Here is a 15,843-nt window from a genome sequence, read left to right on the forward strand (position 1 = left end):
TGGAGTTGGACGCTATAATTACGCTTTGGTAAGGCTACATACTTGACAGCACTGATGGCACAGCAGCTGGAGCCGGAAATCCTGTAATCTTTTCCAATTAATTGTTTAGACTTGGAAACAATTCAGAATTTTGTTACATTTTAATTAAATCCATTGTTTATTCAGTCAATGGTGTGATAAAATTTAATCGCCTTTGTGAGGTGAAAAACTCATGCATTCCTATAAAGAATCGTTTATGGAGTACCTTCAGATTGAAAAGAACGCGTCGCCTTTGACAATCAAGCATTACGGCAGAGATATTGATGAGTTCTATACTTTCCTTCATGCGGAAGGGACAGCCATTGAGAGCTGTGATTATTCGACCGTCCGAGTATTTTTAACAAAGCAGTATGAAGCAGGGTACGCGAGAAAAACTGTTTCCAGGAAAGTGTCCAGCCTCCGGAGTTTTTTTAAGTATCTAGAAAGGGAGAATTGGTTTGACAGCAACCCGTTCGCCAATGTGTCGCTTCCTAAAGCGGAAGCTCCTATTCCTAATTTCTTTTATGAACAGGAACTGGATCAGCTTTTTCAAGTCAGTGATCTGACAGATCCACTCGGACAGAGAAATCAGGCTCTTCTCGAACTGTTGTATGGAACGGGGATTCGTGTGAGTGAATGTGTCCAGTTGAAAACAGGAGACCTGGACTTTTCCCTGAACACAGCTCTTGTCCTCGGAAAGGGAAGAAAAGAGCGGTATGTTCCTTTTGGAAAGTCAGCTTCACAAGCGCTCCGAACATACATGGAAGACGGCCGTCTTGACTTATCGTCTAAACAAAAGGACCCTGTCCGGACATTGTTTCTCAATGCCCGGGGTGGACCGCTTACGGCTGATGGAATTCGTTTGATTTTAAATAAAATGGTGAAAGAAGCTGCGTTAACTGTGGATGTTCACCCTCATAAGCTCCGGCATACGTTTGCTACACATATGCTGAACGAGGGGGCTGATATGCGGTCCGTTCAGGAACTGCTCGGCCATGAGCATTTATCTTCCACGCAGATCTATACGCATGTAACCAAGGATCGACTGAGAAATGTATATATGAACAGCCATCCAAGAGCGAATAAGAGGTGAATCATATGGATCAGCAATTTCACGCAACGACTATTTTCGCCGTCCAGCACAATGGGAAGTCAGCCATGAGCGGGGACGGACAGGTGACATTAGGAAATCAGGTAGTGATGAAGCATACAGCCAGGAAAGTGAGAAGACTGTTCAACGATCAGGTACTCGCCGGCTTCGCCGGTTCCGTAGCCGATGCTTTTACACTTTTCGAGAAATTTGAAGGCAAGCTTGAAAGTTATGACGGCAATCTGGCAAGAGCCTCTGTGGAACTGGCCAAGGAGTGGCGCAGTGACCAGGTATTAAGGAAGCTTGAAGCCATGCTGATTGTAATGGATAAGGAAAAAATGTTTCTCGTCTCCGGAACAGGGGAAGTCATTGAACCAGATGACGGAATACTTGCCATCGGATCCGGCGGAAACTTTGCGCTCAGCGCCGGACGCGCATTAAAGAGATACTCCCCGGATCAGTCCGCTCCGGATATCGCAAGAGCTGCGTTGGAAATTGCCGGAGAAATCTGTGTGTTTACAAATGATCAGATCGTTTTGGAAGTTCTCGAATAAGGAGGACCAGGAATGTCTATACAGTTAACCCCTAAACAAATTGTAGAAAAACTGGATCAATACATTATTGGACAGGACAGCGCCAAACGCTCCGTCGCTATTGCTCTTAGGAACCGTTACCGCCGTATGCAGCTGACCGATGAGCTGAAGGATGAAATTGTTCCGAAGAATATTTTGATGATGGGTCCGACAGGCGTTGGTAAAACAGAAATCGCCCGCAGGCTTGCCAAGCTTACAGGCGCTCCTTTTGTAAAAGTAGAGGCCACCAAATTCACGGAAGTCGGCTATGTCGGCCGTGACGTCGAATCCATGGTGCGCGACCTCGTCGAAATGGCGGTCCGTATGGTCAAGGAAGAGAAAATGGACGCGGTCAAGGACCGGGCCGAAGAACAGGCGGATAAGAGACTGGTTAAGCTTCTCGTTCCATCCAAGAAGAAGCAGAATAATAATTTCAAGAATCCTTTTGAAATGCTGTTTAACCAAAATGGCCAGCAGGACAACCAACCCGACGAGTCCCAGGAAGAAGCCGAAATCGAAACGAAGCGGAGCCGGATCCGCCACCAGCTCGATATGGGTGAGCTGGAAGACCGGATGGTGACGATAGAGGTCGAAGAATCGCAGTCTTCCATGTTTGATATGCTCCAAGGTTCAGGAATGGAACAGATGGGGATGAACATGCAGGATGCATTCAGCCAGTTTATGCCTAAGAAAAAGAAAAAGCGCCGCCTTTCCGTATCAGAAGCGAGAAAAGTTCTGACCCAGGAAGAAGCGGGAAAACTTGTGGATATGGATGAAGTTGGACAGGAAGCGGTTTATAAAGTAGAGCAGTCCGGGATGATCTTTATCGATGAGATTGATAAGGTCGCGGCAAAAGGGGACAACCAGGGGAATGTATCCCGTGAAGGTGTCCAGCGTGATATTCTTCCGATTGTGGAGGGATCCACGATTGTAACGAAATATGGACCTGTAGCGACCGATCACATCCTCTTCGTAGCAGCAGGCGCCTTCCATATGTCCAAACCCTCCGACCTGATCCCTGAATTACAGGGCCGCTTTCCGATCCGGGTCGAGCTTAACAAACTCAGTGTGGCCGATTTCAAGCGTATATTAATGGAGCCTTCCAATGCGCTTTTAAAACAATATAAAGCTTTACTTGAAATTGAAGGTATAAAGGTTGAATTTTCTGACGATGCTGTTACCAGACTCGCAGAAATCGCTCATGAAGTGAATCAGGAAACAGATAATATCGGTGCCCGCAGACTTCATACGATTCTCGAAAAACTGCTTGAGGATCTTTCGTTTGAAGCTCCGGATGTCATGATGGAAACTATCGAAATTACACCACAGTATGTAGACAGTAAATTATCATCAATTGTTAAAAACAAAGATCTCAGCCGATTTATCTTGTAGGAGAGATCAACAAGGAGGAAATGCACATGAAACTACTAGATCGTGCACGTAAGATCAATGCAATGCTGCAGAAAACAACAGGAAAGTCCGTCGACTTCAATGATATGTCCGCTACCATGCGTGATGTCATTGAAGCCAACACATTCGTACTGAGCCGTCGCGGAAAGCTTCTCGGCTTTGCGATTAATCAGGAAATTGAGAACGAGCGTATGAAGGCGATGCTTTCTGACCGCCAGTTCCCTCAGGAGTATACCCAGAGTCTGTTCAATATCCAGGAGACAACCCCTGATATTGATATCGACAGTGAATATACCGCCTTCCCTATTGAAAACCGCGATTTGTTTGAGAACGGTCTGACAACCATCGTTCCAATCATCGGGGGCGGACAGCGCCTCGGTACATTGATTCTGAGCCGTCTTAACGGAAATTTCAATGACGATGACCTGCTTCTAGCCGAATATGGTGCCACGGTTGTAGGAATGGAGATTCTTCATGAGAAAACAGAGGAAATCGAGCAGGAAGCACGGAGCAAAGCTGTTGTGCAAATGGCGATCAGCTCCCTGTCCTACAGCGAACTTGAAGCCATTGAACACATTTTTGATGAACTGGAAGGCAATGAAGGCCTGCTGGTGGCAAGTAAAATTGCCGACCGCGTGGGAATCACCCGTTCTGTCATCGTAAATGCACTTCGCAAACTGGAAAGTGCAGGAGTCATCGAGTCCCGTTCTCTTGGGATGAAGGGAACCTATATTAAAGTTCTTAATAATAATTTCTTGCTGGAGCTACAGAAGCTTCGCACAAACTAAAAAAAGCAGGCCGTGTGCCTGCTTTTTTTTAAACCCTTTTTATAACATCCTGCCTCTCTTTGTGCCTATTGGATTATTTTTTTATATTCTAATAAATACATACTATTCGACACACTTTTATGACATAATGTTCATTATAAGATTCTATTCGACAATTTTTCCATTATCATACACTTTATAAGGTATTTAATCATAGTTAATATGTACTATTTGTAATACTCTCGTAAAAAAAGTCAGGATTGTATAGACAAATTTTAAGTAATTTTTTTAAAATTGAAGATGGGATATGGAAAAAATGTCGAATGAAGGATAGAGGTGGAAAGGTGAGCCTGTTTAATGACACGTTTACGTCCCTTCAGGGTGCTCTTGATTATTCTGCGGCCAAAAACAAAGCGTTATCCAATAATATCGCCAATGTAGATACGCCGGGATACAAGGCAGAAGGGGTGGCATTCAAAGATATCCTTGCCAAGGAAACGTCGTTCCAGACGAAAACTACACATGCCGGACATATCAACTTCAGCGGTGGCGCTGGTCAATCCTATACTACATATAAGAAAAACGATTCATCCTATCATCCGAACGGAAACAATGTGGATATAGATAAGGAGATGAACGAGCTGGCACAGAACCAGATCCAATATCAAGCGCTCGTGGAACGTATGAACGGGAAGTTTCAAAGTCTTCAATCCGTATTAAAAGGTGGTGGTTAATCGATGAGTATATTTCAGGCTATGAACGCCAGCGGCAGTGCATTGACGGCCCAGAGGCTGCGTATGGATGTGGCATCATCCAACATTGCCAATGCGAATTCCACGAGGGCTTCCATCAATGAAAATGGAGAGTGGGAACCATACCAACGGAAGATGGTTGTTTTGGAACCGGAGAAGCAGAATTTCAAGCACGTCCTGCAGCAATCCACAGAGACCGGCCATACATCAGGTGTGAAGGCTTCGGAAATTGTGGAGGACGAAGAACCTTTCAAGATGGCGTACAACCCGTCCCATCCGGATGCGGATGATGAAGGATATGTTCAAGTTCCCAACGTGGATCCCCTGCAGGAAATGGTGGATATGATGAGTGCAACACGCTCATATGAAGCAAGCGTTACATCGCTGAACGCTTCGAAAAGCATGCTGATGAAAGCTTTAGAGATTGGCAGATAAAGAAAGGGGATAGATAACGGATGGCAGAAATGATTCCATTAACGAGTGTGAAATCCATATCCGAACCTGTGCAGTCACAGTGGCAGAAAGGGGTTTCCCCGAGTGAGGCCCATCAGTCATTTTCCGGTCAGTTAAAGAACGCCGTGGATCAGTTGAATCACGTTCAAGTCGTATCAGACGAAAAAACGAAGGCTCTTGCCACTGGCGACATCGATGATCTCCATGATGTCATGATTGCATCCCAGAAAGCCGGTATTACGATGCAGACAGCTGTGGAAGTGCAGAGCAAAGTCATCGACGCGTATAAAGAAATGATGCGCATGCAGGTATAGCAGTTCATGAGAAGATTTGCATTATACGATTCGGTTGAATCGTAATTTTTTTGGGGGCAGTTATGAAAGAGCAATTACATGGATATAAAGAGCGGCTGACTGCTTTTTGGAAAAGCCGCAGCAAAGGACAGCGCAGCTTGATGACAACAGCAGGAGCTGTGCTGGTTATTGCTTTAATCGTGATCAGTGTGCTGGCATCCAACACGGGGATGGTACCTCTCTACAAGGATATTACTGTTCAGGAGGCCGGACAGATTAAAGCGGAACTGGATACACGCGGCATCCCTTATGAGCTGGACCAGGGGGGGACAAGCATTCTTGTTCCTGACTCAGAGGTGGAAGGGCTTCTTGTAGATCTGGCCGCTTCGGGCATTCCGAACAGTGGAACGATCGACTACAGCTTTTTCAGTAATAACATCTCGTGGGGGATGACAGACAATGAATTTGATGTCATCAAACTGGATGCTATGCAGACGGAACTGGCTGGATTGATCACAGGTATTCAAGGGATTGAAAATGCAAAAGTGATGATTAACATGCCTGAAGAACAGCTTTTTGCTGCTGATGCCGAAGCGAATGCTTCGGCGTCTGTTGTCCTTGATGTCCAGCCGGGGTATCAGCTGGAAGCGGGCCAGGTTGAAACGCTTTATAACCTGGTTTCCAAGTCTGTACCTGACTTGTCTAAAGATAATATCGTCATCATGGATCAAAATTTCAATTATTTTGACAATCAATCTGAAATGGCTGGACAGGAAGAGATGTATACATACCAGCAGAAGGTCAAATCAGATATTGAAAAAGATATCAAACAACGGCTGCAGCATATGCTCGGAATGATGATCGGGGAGCAGAAAGTGATTGCAACCGTAACGGCAGATATTGATTTTACTAAAGAAAACCGTGTGGAAGAGCTTGTGGAACCGGTGGATCCCGAAACGATGGCAGGGCTCCCTGTAAGTATGGAATTGATTGAAGAGACATACGAGGACGGTGCTGTACCCGAAGGCGGAACGGCCGGAACAGGGGACGAAGATATTCCGAACTATGAAGCCGGCGAAACCGGAAGCGGCGATTATGAAATGAAAAAAGAAACGATCAATAATGAATTCAACCGGATTAAGAAAAATATAGAGGAAAGTCCGTATAAAGTACGTGACCTCGGTATTCAGGTGGCAGTGGATAATAAAAAGTCCGTGAACGAAGACGGCTCTGTTGAGTATTTGACTGCAGCAGAAGAGCAGACCGTTCAGGAAAGTGTTCAATCGATTGTAGACTCGATGATTACAACATCCATCAATGAAGAATACGAGCAGGAGAATACCGACGGAAAGGTTTCGATCGTATTCCAGGAATTCAGCGGCCAAGTGGAATTTCCAACCGGTGAAACGTCTACGGGGCTTCCGTTTTGGGCCTACATCGTGGCTGGAGGGCTGCTTCTGGTCATCATTATTCTAATCTGGAGATTATTGAGACGGAACAAGGAAGAGGAAGAAGAAGAATTTTACGTGTATACAGAGGAAAGCGCCGTACCTGAAGAAAAAACAGAAATTCCGGAAATAAAGGAAAAAGAAGATGAATCAACTCAAAAACGGAAACAGCTGGAAAAGATGGCGAAAGAAAAGCCAGAGGATTTTGCGAAGTTACTGCGCTCCTGGATTTCGGATGATTAAGGAGGTCTGAAGATGGCTTTGAACAAGCAGACACTGACAGGAAAACAAAAAGCAGCCGTCCTCCTCATATCTCTGGGACCCGACGTTGCTGCACAGGTATATAAACATTTGACAGAAGAAGAGATTGAACAGCTCACGTTGGAGATTTCTTCTGTTCAAAAAGTGGAAGCTGACAAGAAAGAAGATATTCTCGATCAGTTCCATCAAATTGCTTTAGCCCAGGACTACATTTCCCAGGGAGGCATCGGATATGCCAAAACAATCCTTGAAAAGGCACTGGGCGTGGAAGAAGCGTCAAATATCATCGGTCGTCTGACCTCTTCTCTTCAGGTGAAGCCGTTCGATTTTGCCAGAAGGGCGGATCCCGGACAGATTTTAAATTTCATTCAAAATGAACATCCGCAGACGATCGCTCTCGTCCTTTCATACCTGGATGCTGAGCAGGCTGGACAAGTCTTATCAGAACTTCCACAGCAGCAGCAGGGCGATGTGGCGAGGAGGATTGCCGTAATGGATTCGACGTCTCCTGAAATCATCAGTCAGGTGGAGCAGATTCTTGAAAAGAAATTATCGGCCACCGTCACAAACGATTACACGGAAACGGGTGGTATTCAGGCCGTTGTCGAAGTATTGAACGGGGTTGACCGCAGCACAGAGCGTACCATTTTAGATTCCCTGGAAACCCAGGATCCAAACCTGGCAGAGGAAATTAAAAAACGGATGTTTGTCTTTGAAGATATCGTCGCCCTCGATAACCGGGCTGTCCAGCGTGTAGTCAGAGATGTTGACCAAGATGATCTGCGTCTGGCGCTTAAGGTGTCCAGTGAAGAAGTGAAAGAAGTTGTCTTCAATAATATGTCCGACCGTATGGCCCAGACCTTTAAAGAAGAAATGGAGTTCATGGGTCCTGTACGTCTGCGTGATGTGGAAGAAGCTCAAACGAGGGTCGTTTCCACTATTCGACATTTAGAAGACATTGGCGAGATCATTATCGCCAGAGGCGGAGGAGATGACATCATTGTCTAACTATCCACAGGATACCGGCAGGGTCATTCAAATCAAGAAAGTAAATCCAGTCCCCCATCCTTCTGAAGAGGAATACAGCTCAGAGAATCTGGAGAACCACAAGGATTCCCTTCAACAGGACATCCATCATCTGCAGACTAGAAAGCAGGAGCTGATCCAGCAGACGGCTGCCGAAATTGAAGCAATGAAACAGACCTGGGAGGAAGAAAGAAAAGTCATTGAAAATGAAGCCTTCCGGAAAGGCTTTGAAGAAGGAACATCTAAAGGGCAGGAGGAAGGCAGACAGGTGTATGAAAGCCGGATCGAACAAGCGAATCTTGTCGTTGAAAAAGCCGGGATCCTTCAAAAAGAAAAGGTAAAGGAAAGTGAACGTATGATCCTGGATCTTGCCTTGACGTGTGCGGAGAAAATCGTAAAAAAACAACTGATGGAACAACCGGAAGCGTTCCTTCCTTTGGTCAGTGCAGCCATTGAAGAAGTGCAGGCGCAGCCAGAAGTGACCATCTATGTTCACCCGGATCAGTTCGGTCTTTTACAAGAGCAGAGAGAAGAGCTTCATGAAGCTGTCCGTCACAATACAGACCTTTCCATATACGTTGAGGCAGAACTTCCTCCTTTTACATGCAGAGTCGAATCCCCATTTGGAATTATCGATGCAGGAATTGACACACAGCTGACAGAACTTCGTAAAGCCGTCTTGAAAGCTGCAGAAAGGGCGGATGCAGATGAATGAATCTTTTTTTGAATCCGTGATCCGCCGGGCAGATACGTATAAGCGCTACGGTAAAATTCACCGCGTCGTCGGTCTGATGATTGAGTCCAAAGGTCCGGAGGCTTCGATCGGAGAAGTGTGTACCATTCATTCGCCGATACATGGACAAGCAACGATTCAGGCGGAAGTGGTCGGCTTCCATGATGAAAACATTCTGCTTATGCCTTATCAGGAAGTGACCCATATCAGTCCTGGAAGTCTTGTGGAAGCTACTGGATCCCCCTTGAACATTCATGTGGGCAGAGGCTTGATCGGGAGTGTTCTGGATGCCTCCGGACAGCCGCTGGACGGAAGCCGTCTGCCCAAGGGTTTGAAGGAATATCCGACGATTCAGGCCCCCCCGAACCCTTTATCGAGGCCGCCGGTAAGAGAGCCGATACAAGTCGGTGTCCGCGCAGTAGATTCCTTGTTGAGTGTGGGCAAAGGGCAGCGTGTAGGAATTTTTGCAGGCAGTGGTGTTGGAAAAAGTACGTTGATGGGCATGATTGCCCGTAACAGCTCGGCGGATTTGAATGTGATCGCCTTAATCGGAGAGAGAGGCCGGGAAGTCCGGGAATTTATCGAACATGATCTTGGAGAAGAAGGCTTGAGGCGGTCCATTGTTGTTGTGGCAACTTCAGATCAACCGGCTTTAATGAGAGTGAAAGGGGCTTATACTGCGACTGCCATCAGTGAGTATTTCCGTGACCTTGGCTATAACGTCAACCTGATGATGGATTCCGTCACAAGGTTTGCAATGGCCCAGCGTGAAATCGGTCTGGCCACAGGCGAACCCCCCACTACGAAAGGGTATACGCCGTCTGTCTTCGCTCTCCTTCCAAAGCTTTTGGAACGGACAGGGGCTTCCAGCAGGGGGACGATCACAGCCTTCTATACTGTTCTCGTAGATGGGGACGATTTAAACGAACCGATCGCCGATACAGTCCGTGGTATTCTGGACGGCCATTTTGTTCTTGATCGTAAACTGGCTGAGCAGGGAAGGTTTCCGGCAGTCAATATCCTGAAATCCATCAGCCGCGTGATGAAGCAGATTGTCACAGAGGAACATGCTCATGCAGCATCCCAGCTCCGTGCTCATCTGGCAACGTATGAAGAGAACAGAGAATTGATTCAAATTGGCGCTTATAAAAAAGGGTCCAGCCGGGACATTGATGAATCGATTTCCTACTTTCCGCACCTGGTGAAGTTTTTAAAGCAGGATGTATATGAACCGGCAAGCTATGAAGGTTCGGTGGAAGATTTGAAAGGGTTATTTGACTAGGGGGATATGTAAATGACGGCCGTTGTCCAAACCTATCAAAAGATTAAGGACTTAAGAGATAAAGACAAGCATGAAAAGCAGAAAGAGTACCAAAAAGCAGTAGAAACCTTTGAAAAACGGGCCCGGGAACTGTATGAAAGGCTCAGGGAAAAAGAGCAGGCAGTTGAACAGTTCAACGACTCCTTATCACGGGGGACTCTCCCGGCCGGCGCTTTCGTTCAACACCGGCAGTATATTGAACATTTAGAAGCCATCGTCGATGATCTGCAGCCGTTCGTCCAACAGGCCCGTATGAAAATGGAGCACGCTCAAACTGTTCTGACAGATGCTTACATCGAAGTGAAAAAGTATGAAAAATTAATAGAAATGAAGGAAGAAGAAGAAGTGCAGTGGATGAAATACGAAGAAAATGCACGCATGGATGAACTGTCCATGAATCAATACTTAAATTTCTTAAACAGGTGATGGTATGGCTGGAAAAATAAAAAACACCCCAACAAAAGAGCGTTCCTTAGGTAAAATCATGCTCGCTGTCTTTATTCCCGTTATCTTTCTTGCTGTCCTCGCATGGGTAGTACTGACACTGTCAGGGATGAACGTTTCCAAAGAGGTTGGAAAAGCGGCGTCTGCCATTCCCGGACTTTCAACAATCATTTCTTCCAATGAAGCAGAATCGACCGGTGAAACAAGTGATCGTCTCGAGGCAGCACTGGCAAACAAAGAAGCTGAAATCAACCAATTGAAGCAGGAGTCTTCAGACAAAGAATCATTGTTGGAAGAGAAGGATAGACAAATCCTTCAGCTTCAAGCCGATTTGGAAGAAGCTTCCCAGCCGGCCGTGCAGGAAGAGGAGGCTGAAGATTCTGTCAAGGATCTGGCCTTGTCGTTCCGTGAGATGGACGCAGAAGATGCAGCGCCCATTTTACAGGAAATGAATCAGGATAAAGCTGTACTCGTTCTAAAAGAGATTACGAATAAAGAACGTGGAACGATTTTAAGCGCTATGGAATCGGCAGCCGCAGCCGAGATTGCCGTCCGTTTAATGGATGAATAAACGACACATTCGATAAGGAGGTGAAGAAGATAACCACACTATTTTCATTAGTACCAACGTCGGTACCCATGCAGCCACTCACGAGCTCTTCTTCTAAGACTGATGGAATTTCATTCAAACAAGCGCTTCAGGCTGTGAAAATGTCTGAGGAGATGGGTACAGCTTCATGGGCGGATACCAGCGAGAACGGTGGCTTGGAAGAACTGACGAATCGAATGCAGCAGTTGATCAATGAAGTTGGGCAGCAGGTAGAGTCTGTGTCCCCAAAGGGTGTCCCGGAAAACGACGGATGGGATATACATAATCAATGGGCCCGGATTCAAGGAGAATTCCAGAAGTTTCTGATGCATACCGGCAGATCATCGAGCATCAAGGCGGATTCGCAGACGAAAATAAAGCCGGTGCAGGGTATACCGTCCGAGGTTTCCAACCAACACCCTCTTGTGAAAACCGGGGCCGCCGGTAATGAACAATTACTGGAAGTGTTAAAGAAATTAGTTTCAATTGGTACGGCCTCTCCCAGCCAGTCGGAAGAACAGAGGGCGGGAAGTCCTCCGATCGTGGAAAAGGACCCGGATTTGGATTATTATTTGACATCGTTTCTACCGAAAACATCCGGGCTCCTATCGTCACCTTCTCACGAATCGGTTCAGGAAGAGGTGACGGCAGGTTTGAACAGACGGTCTCAAAGAAAGGGACAGAGAGATGTTCCCTTCTCATTTGATTTTCAAGTACATTCCTTGATGAAAAATGAAGAAACAGGCCGGATGGTTGAGAAGGTTAGCACAGAAGGAAAGGGCCCTGCACAGGATCGTCCACTTTTTGTAACAAAAGAAGCCGCCGTGACTTTCGTTTCTCAACTGGAAGGTCTATTGGAAACATTGAATCCAATGGCTGGTGCGGATGAAGACCAGGCAGCGATGACAGATCTTGAAGATCAGCTGCACGCAATTGGAATTACGCAGTCCCTGTTCATCCCCAGGGAAACAAAGGGTGATCAATTCCGAATGACTCCTAAAGATGAACTTACAAGTTCAACCCCTGCCCTTTCAAGGGGATGGAGAGATTTTCATCAATCACTCATGCATCAGGCTTCCGGCAGGGAATCCGGTGAAACCATAGACTCTCTCATCGGGAAGTTTGCTCCTGTAGCGGCAGCTTTGCAAAACATGCACCCGGATGATGCAGCGGTTGAAATGGCTTCTCTTTTTCAGGAAAGCCACCCTAAAGTGAAGGACATGCTTACAGCCCTGGTCAGAGGGGGGCAAGTCATTGATGCATCTGCCAGTGTAGAAAAAGGAGACGTTCTGCCTCAGAGTGTTCTCAATCGTGTGCCTGCAAGGGGAGCTCTGGATGTTGAACCCACGCTGATGTCCTTTTCAAAACAGTTCAAGAGTTTGGTTGAGGCCTTCAGGAAGGGTGAGCAGCCAGGATCAGAGTTGAAAAAAATAGTGATTCCGCTGACAAAATCCGTTCAACAGGCTTCCATGGATGTTGGGAAACAGGACGTCGTCGACCGGCTTTTCCGTGATGCTCCGGTTGAGAAACAAATTTTTCTACAGCTTGCTGCACGGCTGGACCAGCATCAAAAGCTTCCTCAAGCCTACCAGCAGCACCCTTTGACGGGAAGAGAGATGGGCAGGTGGGCCCAGGAAGCGTTAAGAAACACGGCTGGTGCGGATGAAGCCCAAACACCTTCCTGGCCGGGGACTTCTGGAGTGATGTCTAAAGTCGAACAATTGGTCCTCCACGTGAATCAAACGGGAAGTGATCAGACCCGTCCTGCTGGTTTTCTGCAGGAGCTGGAGCGGATGGTCCATAACAGCCGCTTGTTGACACATGCTTCCGGGATGAAGGAAATGCAGATCCAATTGAAGCCCGGGAGCCTCGGAAACATGATGGTACAGGTGACCCAGCAGAATGGTGAGATGATTGTCAAACTAATGGTGCAGACCCAGGCAGCAAAGGAACTCCTTGAAGGGAACCTTCATCATTTGAGACCTGTGTTCTCCCCCCAGCAGGTAGTGGTTGAAAAAAATGATGCCCTGGCATTCGCGCAGCACCATTCCAGCGGACAGGCAGATGATGAACAGGGATCGTCTGATGAGTCCCACAGGGAGAAAGAAGACAGTCCGCATGTGAATGAAGAAGAGGAAGGGGAGGATGCCGCCTCTTTTGAAGATATTTTATTGAATGAGAAAGTGTAGGTGGTTCCGTGACTTCGATCGATCCGTCTTATTATCTGAAAAATCAGCAGACCCAAACATCCGGAAGCAATATCCTTGAAAAGGATGATTTCCTGAAAATCCTGATGACTCAAATTCAAAATCAAAACCCGCTTGATCCTATGAAAGATCAGGAATTCGTTTCGCAAATGACGCAGTTTTCAAGTCTGGAGCAGATGACGAATATGTCGACAGCGTTCCAATCCTTCACAGAGCAGCAGAACATGTCATCCTTGATTACCTACAGCCATCTGATCGGAAAGGAAGTTACGTATACTTCCAAGGATCAGGGAGATCTGAGAACAGATGTCGTTGTTGCTGTTAATCAAAAAGAAGATGGCACATATGTTGAACTGCAGTCCGGAGGTCTCGTATCAGTGCAGGATTTGACAAAGGTGAGTCAAGAGAGCGGATCAGGAAAGCAGGAAACTTGATGGACCCGCGCATCCATGCTGTCCAGCCCCCTCTCATGGGAAGGCAGACCAGCATAAGGACAGAGAAAGAAACGTCGGCTTCATTTAAGGATGCTCTGGAGGAAGCAGCGGGGTTGAAAATCAGCAAGCATGCGGAGCAGCGTCTGAAAACAAGAAACATTTCCATTGCGCCGTCTTCCTGGGAACAGATCTCTGCAAAAATGCAGGAAGCTGAAACCAAGGGCGTGACTGATTCTCTTGTATTGACAAATGAAGCAGCGCTGATCGTCAGTACGAAGAACCGGACCGTCGTAACCGCCATGAACCGAGAGGAAACGCAGTCGCAGATTTTCACGAATATCAATGGCACCATTTTTATCAATGAATAGGCTGGACCCGTATGAAGGGAAGCCGCAGCTGGGGCGGAAGGACAGAAGCACCGGCATTAAAAACCGAAAGGGATGTTGACTACATGCTACGTTCACTATATTCAGGAGTTTCTGGAATGAAAGGTTTTCAAACAAAATTAGATACGATCGGCAACAATATTGCCAACGTGAACACATACGGCTTCAAACAGGGACGCGTCACTTTTCAGGATATGATGAGTCAGACGATGTCCAATGCCCAAGGTCCGATTGCCAATGATAATGGTGGCAATGTGACAGGGGGACTGAATGCAACCCAGGTCGGTCTTGGGACACAAATCGGCTCCATCGATACCATCCATACACAGGGGAACCGCCAGTCCACCGGTCGTCCACTTGATCTTGCACTTGAAGGAGACGGCATGTTTGTGCTTGCGGAAGCGGGAACGGATGGCGTTAACGTTGGTGGAGGAAACACAGATCTTTCACAACTGCAGATCAGTTTCACAAGAGCCGGGAACTTTTACTTGGATGATGATGGCTCACTCGTCAATAACAGTGGGAAGTATGTCATTGGTAACGAGGGTGCGATTACTATTCCTGATGACGCACAGAGCTTCAGTGTCCAGACGGATGGAACCGTCAACTACATTGACGCTAATAATAACGTTCAGCAGGCGGGTCAAATTATGCTCGCCAAATTTTCCAATCCCGGCGGTCTTGAGAAAGTCGGCGGAAATGAATATCGTGCCACGCCCAACTCTGGTTTTATAAGCAGTAATGCAAATGACGATGAATTGAATGACGTGTCTGATCTATCCGTTGCCGGTCAGAATGGGACAGGCGGCATGATTGCAGGGGCGCTTGAAATGTCCAATGTCGACCTTGCCGATCAGTTCACTGAAATGATTACATCCCAGCGTGGATTCCAGGCCAATACGAAAATCATCACCACTTCTGATGAGATTCTGCAGGAACTAGTCAATCTGAAGCGATAAGGAGAGACGGAGGGTGCCGACCCTCCTCCTTTCTATGATTACATTGACAAAGTTAAACGGACAATCTTTCACCTATAATGCGATTTACATAGAACAGGTCCAGTCTAATCCGGATACGACCATTACCACTGCCCGCGGTCGTACATTTCTCGTGTTGGAATCAGAGGAAGAAGTGGCTCTGAAGGTAACGGACTATTTTCGCAGCATAGGCCTGATCCAGGCTGCAGATAAGGCAGGTGAGTAAAAAGATGAACATTTTCAAAGGAATGATCATCACGTTAAGCACCTTAACGATTCTCGGTGTTGTAGCGCTTGTTTTCGTCCTGAACGTCAATGGTGGAGAAGAAGGATCCGGAGAACGCAGCATTGATGATATCCGGGAGGCCTCTTTTGTAACAGAGGAGATCACCACGGACTTGAAAGATGGAAGCTATGTGAGGATCAGCTTTCAAGTCGTCACAGACAGCACAGCTACAAAAAAGGAACTGGAAAAGAGAGATTTCCAAATCAGCAATACATTGATTAAGGAATTATCTGTGATGAAGTCGGAAAGCTTTCAATCTGGCATTTCTGATTTAGAGGAAAAGATGAAATTAAAGATGAATGAGCTTCTTACAGAAGGTAAAGTCACGGACGTTTATACCGTAAACAAAGTCCTTCAATAATCGAAGGAAGGGGGA

General features: G+C 46.6%; 19 protein-coding genes. All 19 read left to right on the forward strand.

Annotated features, from left to right (window positions below):
- Positions 1-211: 211 nt before the first annotated feature.
- The 19 genes from xerC (at position 212) to fliL (ending at position 15,828) form a co-directional block, all read left to right on the forward strand.
- Positions 212-1,111 carry a tyrosine recombinase XerC gene (xerC, locus tag ACXAGL_RS17010; protein WP_474968490.1) on the forward strand — a complete coding sequence of 300 codons (900 nt, stop codon included), beginning with the start codon at positions 212-214 and terminating at the stop codon, positions 1,109-1,111.
- 5 nt (positions 1,112-1,116) lie between these two features.
- Positions 1,117-1,662, forward strand: coding sequence for an ATP-dependent protease subunit HslV (hslV, locus tag ACXAGL_RS17015; RefSeq protein WP_027954197.1), 546 nt, complete (start codon positions 1,117-1,119; stop codon positions 1,660-1,662).
- Between the two features lie 12 nt (positions 1,663-1,674).
- Positions 1,675-3,072 (forward strand): HslU--HslV peptidase ATPase subunit, encoded by a 1,398-nt coding sequence (hslU, locus tag ACXAGL_RS17020; protein WP_474991897.1) that lies wholly within the window; start codon positions 1,675-1,677, stop codon positions 3,070-3,072.
- A gap of 26 nt (positions 3,073-3,098) precedes the next feature.
- Positions 3,099-3,878 (forward strand): GTP-sensing pleiotropic transcriptional regulator CodY, encoded by a 780-nt coding sequence (gene codY, locus ACXAGL_RS17025; RefSeq protein WP_027954199.1) that lies wholly within the window; start codon positions 3,099-3,101, stop codon positions 3,876-3,878.
- Positions 3,879-4,201: 323 nt separating this feature from the next.
- Positions 4,202-4,591 carry a flagellar basal body rod protein FlgB gene (flgB, locus tag ACXAGL_RS17030; RefSeq protein WP_474970387.1) on the forward strand — a complete coding sequence of 130 codons (390 nt, stop codon included), beginning with the start codon at positions 4,202-4,204 and terminating at the stop codon, positions 4,589-4,591.
- A gap of 3 nt (positions 4,592-4,594) precedes the next feature.
- Positions 4,595-5,044 carry a flagellar basal body rod protein FlgC gene (gene flgC / locus ACXAGL_RS17035; RefSeq protein WP_474991899.1) on the forward strand — a complete coding sequence of 150 codons (450 nt, stop codon included), beginning with the start codon at positions 4,595-4,597 and terminating at the stop codon, positions 5,042-5,044.
- Positions 5,045-5,073: 29 nt separating this feature from the next.
- Positions 5,074-5,376, forward strand: a complete 303-nt coding sequence (fliE, locus tag ACXAGL_RS17040; RefSeq protein ID WP_474972312.1) for a flagellar hook-basal body complex protein FliE — start codon at positions 5,074-5,076, stop codon at positions 5,374-5,376.
- 62 nt (positions 5,377-5,438) lie between these two features.
- The gene (gene fliF / locus ACXAGL_RS17045) at positions 5,439-7,046 is read left to right on the forward strand and encodes a flagellar basal-body MS-ring/collar protein FliF (protein WP_474991901.1); all 1,608 of its coding nucleotides are present in this window, start codon (positions 5,439-5,441) and stop codon (positions 7,044-7,046) included.
- A gap of 12 nt (positions 7,047-7,058) precedes the next feature.
- Complete coding sequence (gene fliG / locus ACXAGL_RS17050) at positions 7,059-8,072, forward strand: flagellar motor switch protein FliG (RefSeq protein ID WP_027954204.1); 1,014 nt, start codon at positions 7,059-7,061, stop codon at positions 8,070-8,072.
- Positions 8,065-8,805, forward strand: a complete 741-nt coding sequence (gene fliH, locus ACXAGL_RS17055; RefSeq protein ID WP_474968494.1) for a flagellar assembly protein FliH — start codon at positions 8,065-8,067, stop codon at positions 8,803-8,805. The genes fliG and fliH overlap by 8 nt, the downstream gene beginning before the upstream one ends.
- Positions 8,798-10,105: a flagellar protein export ATPase FliI gene (gene fliI / locus ACXAGL_RS17060; protein WP_474991903.1), complete on the forward strand. Its 1,308-nt coding sequence runs from the start codon at positions 8,798-8,800 to the stop codon at positions 10,103-10,105. The genes fliH and fliI overlap by 8 nt, the downstream gene beginning before the upstream one ends.
- A 12-nt stretch (positions 10,106-10,117) precedes the next feature.
- Positions 10,118-10,570 carry a flagellar export protein FliJ gene (gene fliJ / locus ACXAGL_RS17065; RefSeq protein WP_474968496.1) on the forward strand — a complete coding sequence of 151 codons (453 nt, stop codon included), beginning with the start codon at positions 10,118-10,120 and terminating at the stop codon, positions 10,568-10,570.
- Positions 10,571-10,574: 4 nt separating this feature from the next.
- A complete protein-coding gene (locus ACXAGL_RS17070) occupies positions 10,575-11,159 on the forward strand; it encodes a MotE family protein (RefSeq protein ID WP_474991905.1) in 585 nt (194 codons plus the stop codon).
- Positions 11,160-11,299: 140 nt separating this feature from the next.
- Entirely contained in the window at positions 11,300-13,366 is a 2,067-nt protein-coding gene (locus tag ACXAGL_RS17075; RefSeq protein ID WP_474991906.1) for a flagellar hook-length control protein FliK, read from the forward strand.
- 8 nt (positions 13,367-13,374) lie between these two features.
- Complete coding sequence (gene flgD / locus ACXAGL_RS17080) at positions 13,375-13,818, forward strand: flagellar hook assembly protein FlgD (RefSeq protein ID WP_474991908.1); 444 nt, start codon at positions 13,375-13,377, stop codon at positions 13,816-13,818.
- Positions 13,818-14,186 (forward strand): TIGR02530 family flagellar biosynthesis protein, encoded by a 369-nt coding sequence (locus ACXAGL_RS17085; protein WP_474968500.1) that lies wholly within the window; start codon positions 13,818-13,820, stop codon positions 14,184-14,186. The genes flgD and ACXAGL_RS17085 overlap by 1 nt, the downstream gene beginning before the upstream one ends.
- Before the next feature lie 83 nt (positions 14,187-14,269).
- The gene (gene flgG, locus ACXAGL_RS17090; RefSeq protein WP_474991909.1) at positions 14,270-15,163 is read left to right on the forward strand and encodes a flagellar basal body rod protein FlgG; all 894 of its coding nucleotides are present in this window, start codon (positions 14,270-14,272) and stop codon (positions 15,161-15,163) included.
- 13 nt (positions 15,164-15,176) lie between these two features.
- Complete coding sequence (locus ACXAGL_RS17095) at positions 15,177-15,407, forward strand: flagellar FlbD family protein (RefSeq protein WP_425306996.1); 231 nt, start codon at positions 15,177-15,179, stop codon at positions 15,405-15,407.
- Positions 15,408-15,411: 4 nt separating this feature from the next.
- Positions 15,412-15,828: a flagellar basal body-associated protein FliL gene (fliL, locus tag ACXAGL_RS17100; protein WP_474968502.1), complete on the forward strand. Its 417-nt coding sequence runs from the start codon at positions 15,412-15,414 to the stop codon at positions 15,826-15,828.
- The last annotated feature ends 15 nt before the right edge of the window (positions 15,829-15,843 follow it).

It is taken from the genome of Halobacillus sp. ABA4_118, from assembly GCF_056160205.1.

Bases quoted from the DNA above. Each gene is read 5' to 3' on its own strand.
- hslU (WP_474991897.1), top strand. From the start codon at position 1,675: ATGTCTATACAGTTAACCCCTAAACAAATTGTAGAAAAACTGGATCAA.
- ACXAGL_RS17075 (WP_474991906.1), top strand. From the start codon at position 11,300: ATGTCTGAGGAGATGGGTACAGCTTCATGGGCGGATACCAGCGAGAAC.
- fliL (WP_474968502.1), top strand. From the start codon at position 15,412: ATGAACATTTTCAAAGGAATGATCATCACGTTAAGCACCTTAACGATT.
- fliE (WP_474972312.1), top strand. From the start codon at position 5,074: ATGATTCCATTAACGAGTGTGAAATCCATATCCGAACCTGTGCAGTCA.
- flgC (WP_474991899.1), top strand. From the start codon at position 4,595: ATGAGTATATTTCAGGCTATGAACGCCAGCGGCAGTGCATTGACGGCC.
- codY (WP_027954199.1), top strand. From the start codon at position 3,099: ATGAAACTACTAGATCGTGCACGTAAGATCAATGCAATGCTGCAGAAA.
- xerC (WP_474968490.1), top strand. From the start codon at position 212: ATGCATTCCTATAAAGAATCGTTTATGGAGTACCTTCAGATTGAAAAG.
- ACXAGL_RS17085 (WP_474968500.1), top strand. From the start codon at position 13,818: ATGGACCCGCGCATCCATGCTGTCCAGCCCCCTCTCATGGGAAGGCAG.
- fliG (WP_027954204.1), top strand. From the start codon at position 7,059: ATGGCTTTGAACAAGCAGACACTGACAGGAAAACAAAAAGCAGCCGTC.
- flgG (WP_474991909.1), top strand. From the start codon at position 14,270: ATGCTACGTTCACTATATTCAGGAGTTTCTGGAATGAAAGGTTTTCAA.
- ACXAGL_RS17070 (WP_474991905.1), top strand. From the start codon at position 10,575: ATGGCTGGAAAAATAAAAAACACCCCAACAAAAGAGCGTTCCTTAGGT.
- fliI (WP_474991903.1), top strand. From the start codon at position 8,798: ATGAATGAATCTTTTTTTGAATCCGTGATCCGCCGGGCAGATACGTAT.
- fliJ (WP_474968496.1), top strand. From the start codon at position 10,118: ATGACGGCCGTTGTCCAAACCTATCAAAAGATTAAGGACTTAAGAGAT.
- fliF (WP_474991901.1), top strand. From the start codon at position 5,439: ATGAAAGAGCAATTACATGGATATAAAGAGCGGCTGACTGCTTTTTGG.
- hslV (WP_027954197.1), top strand. From the start codon at position 1,117: ATGGATCAGCAATTTCACGCAACGACTATTTTCGCCGTCCAGCACAAT.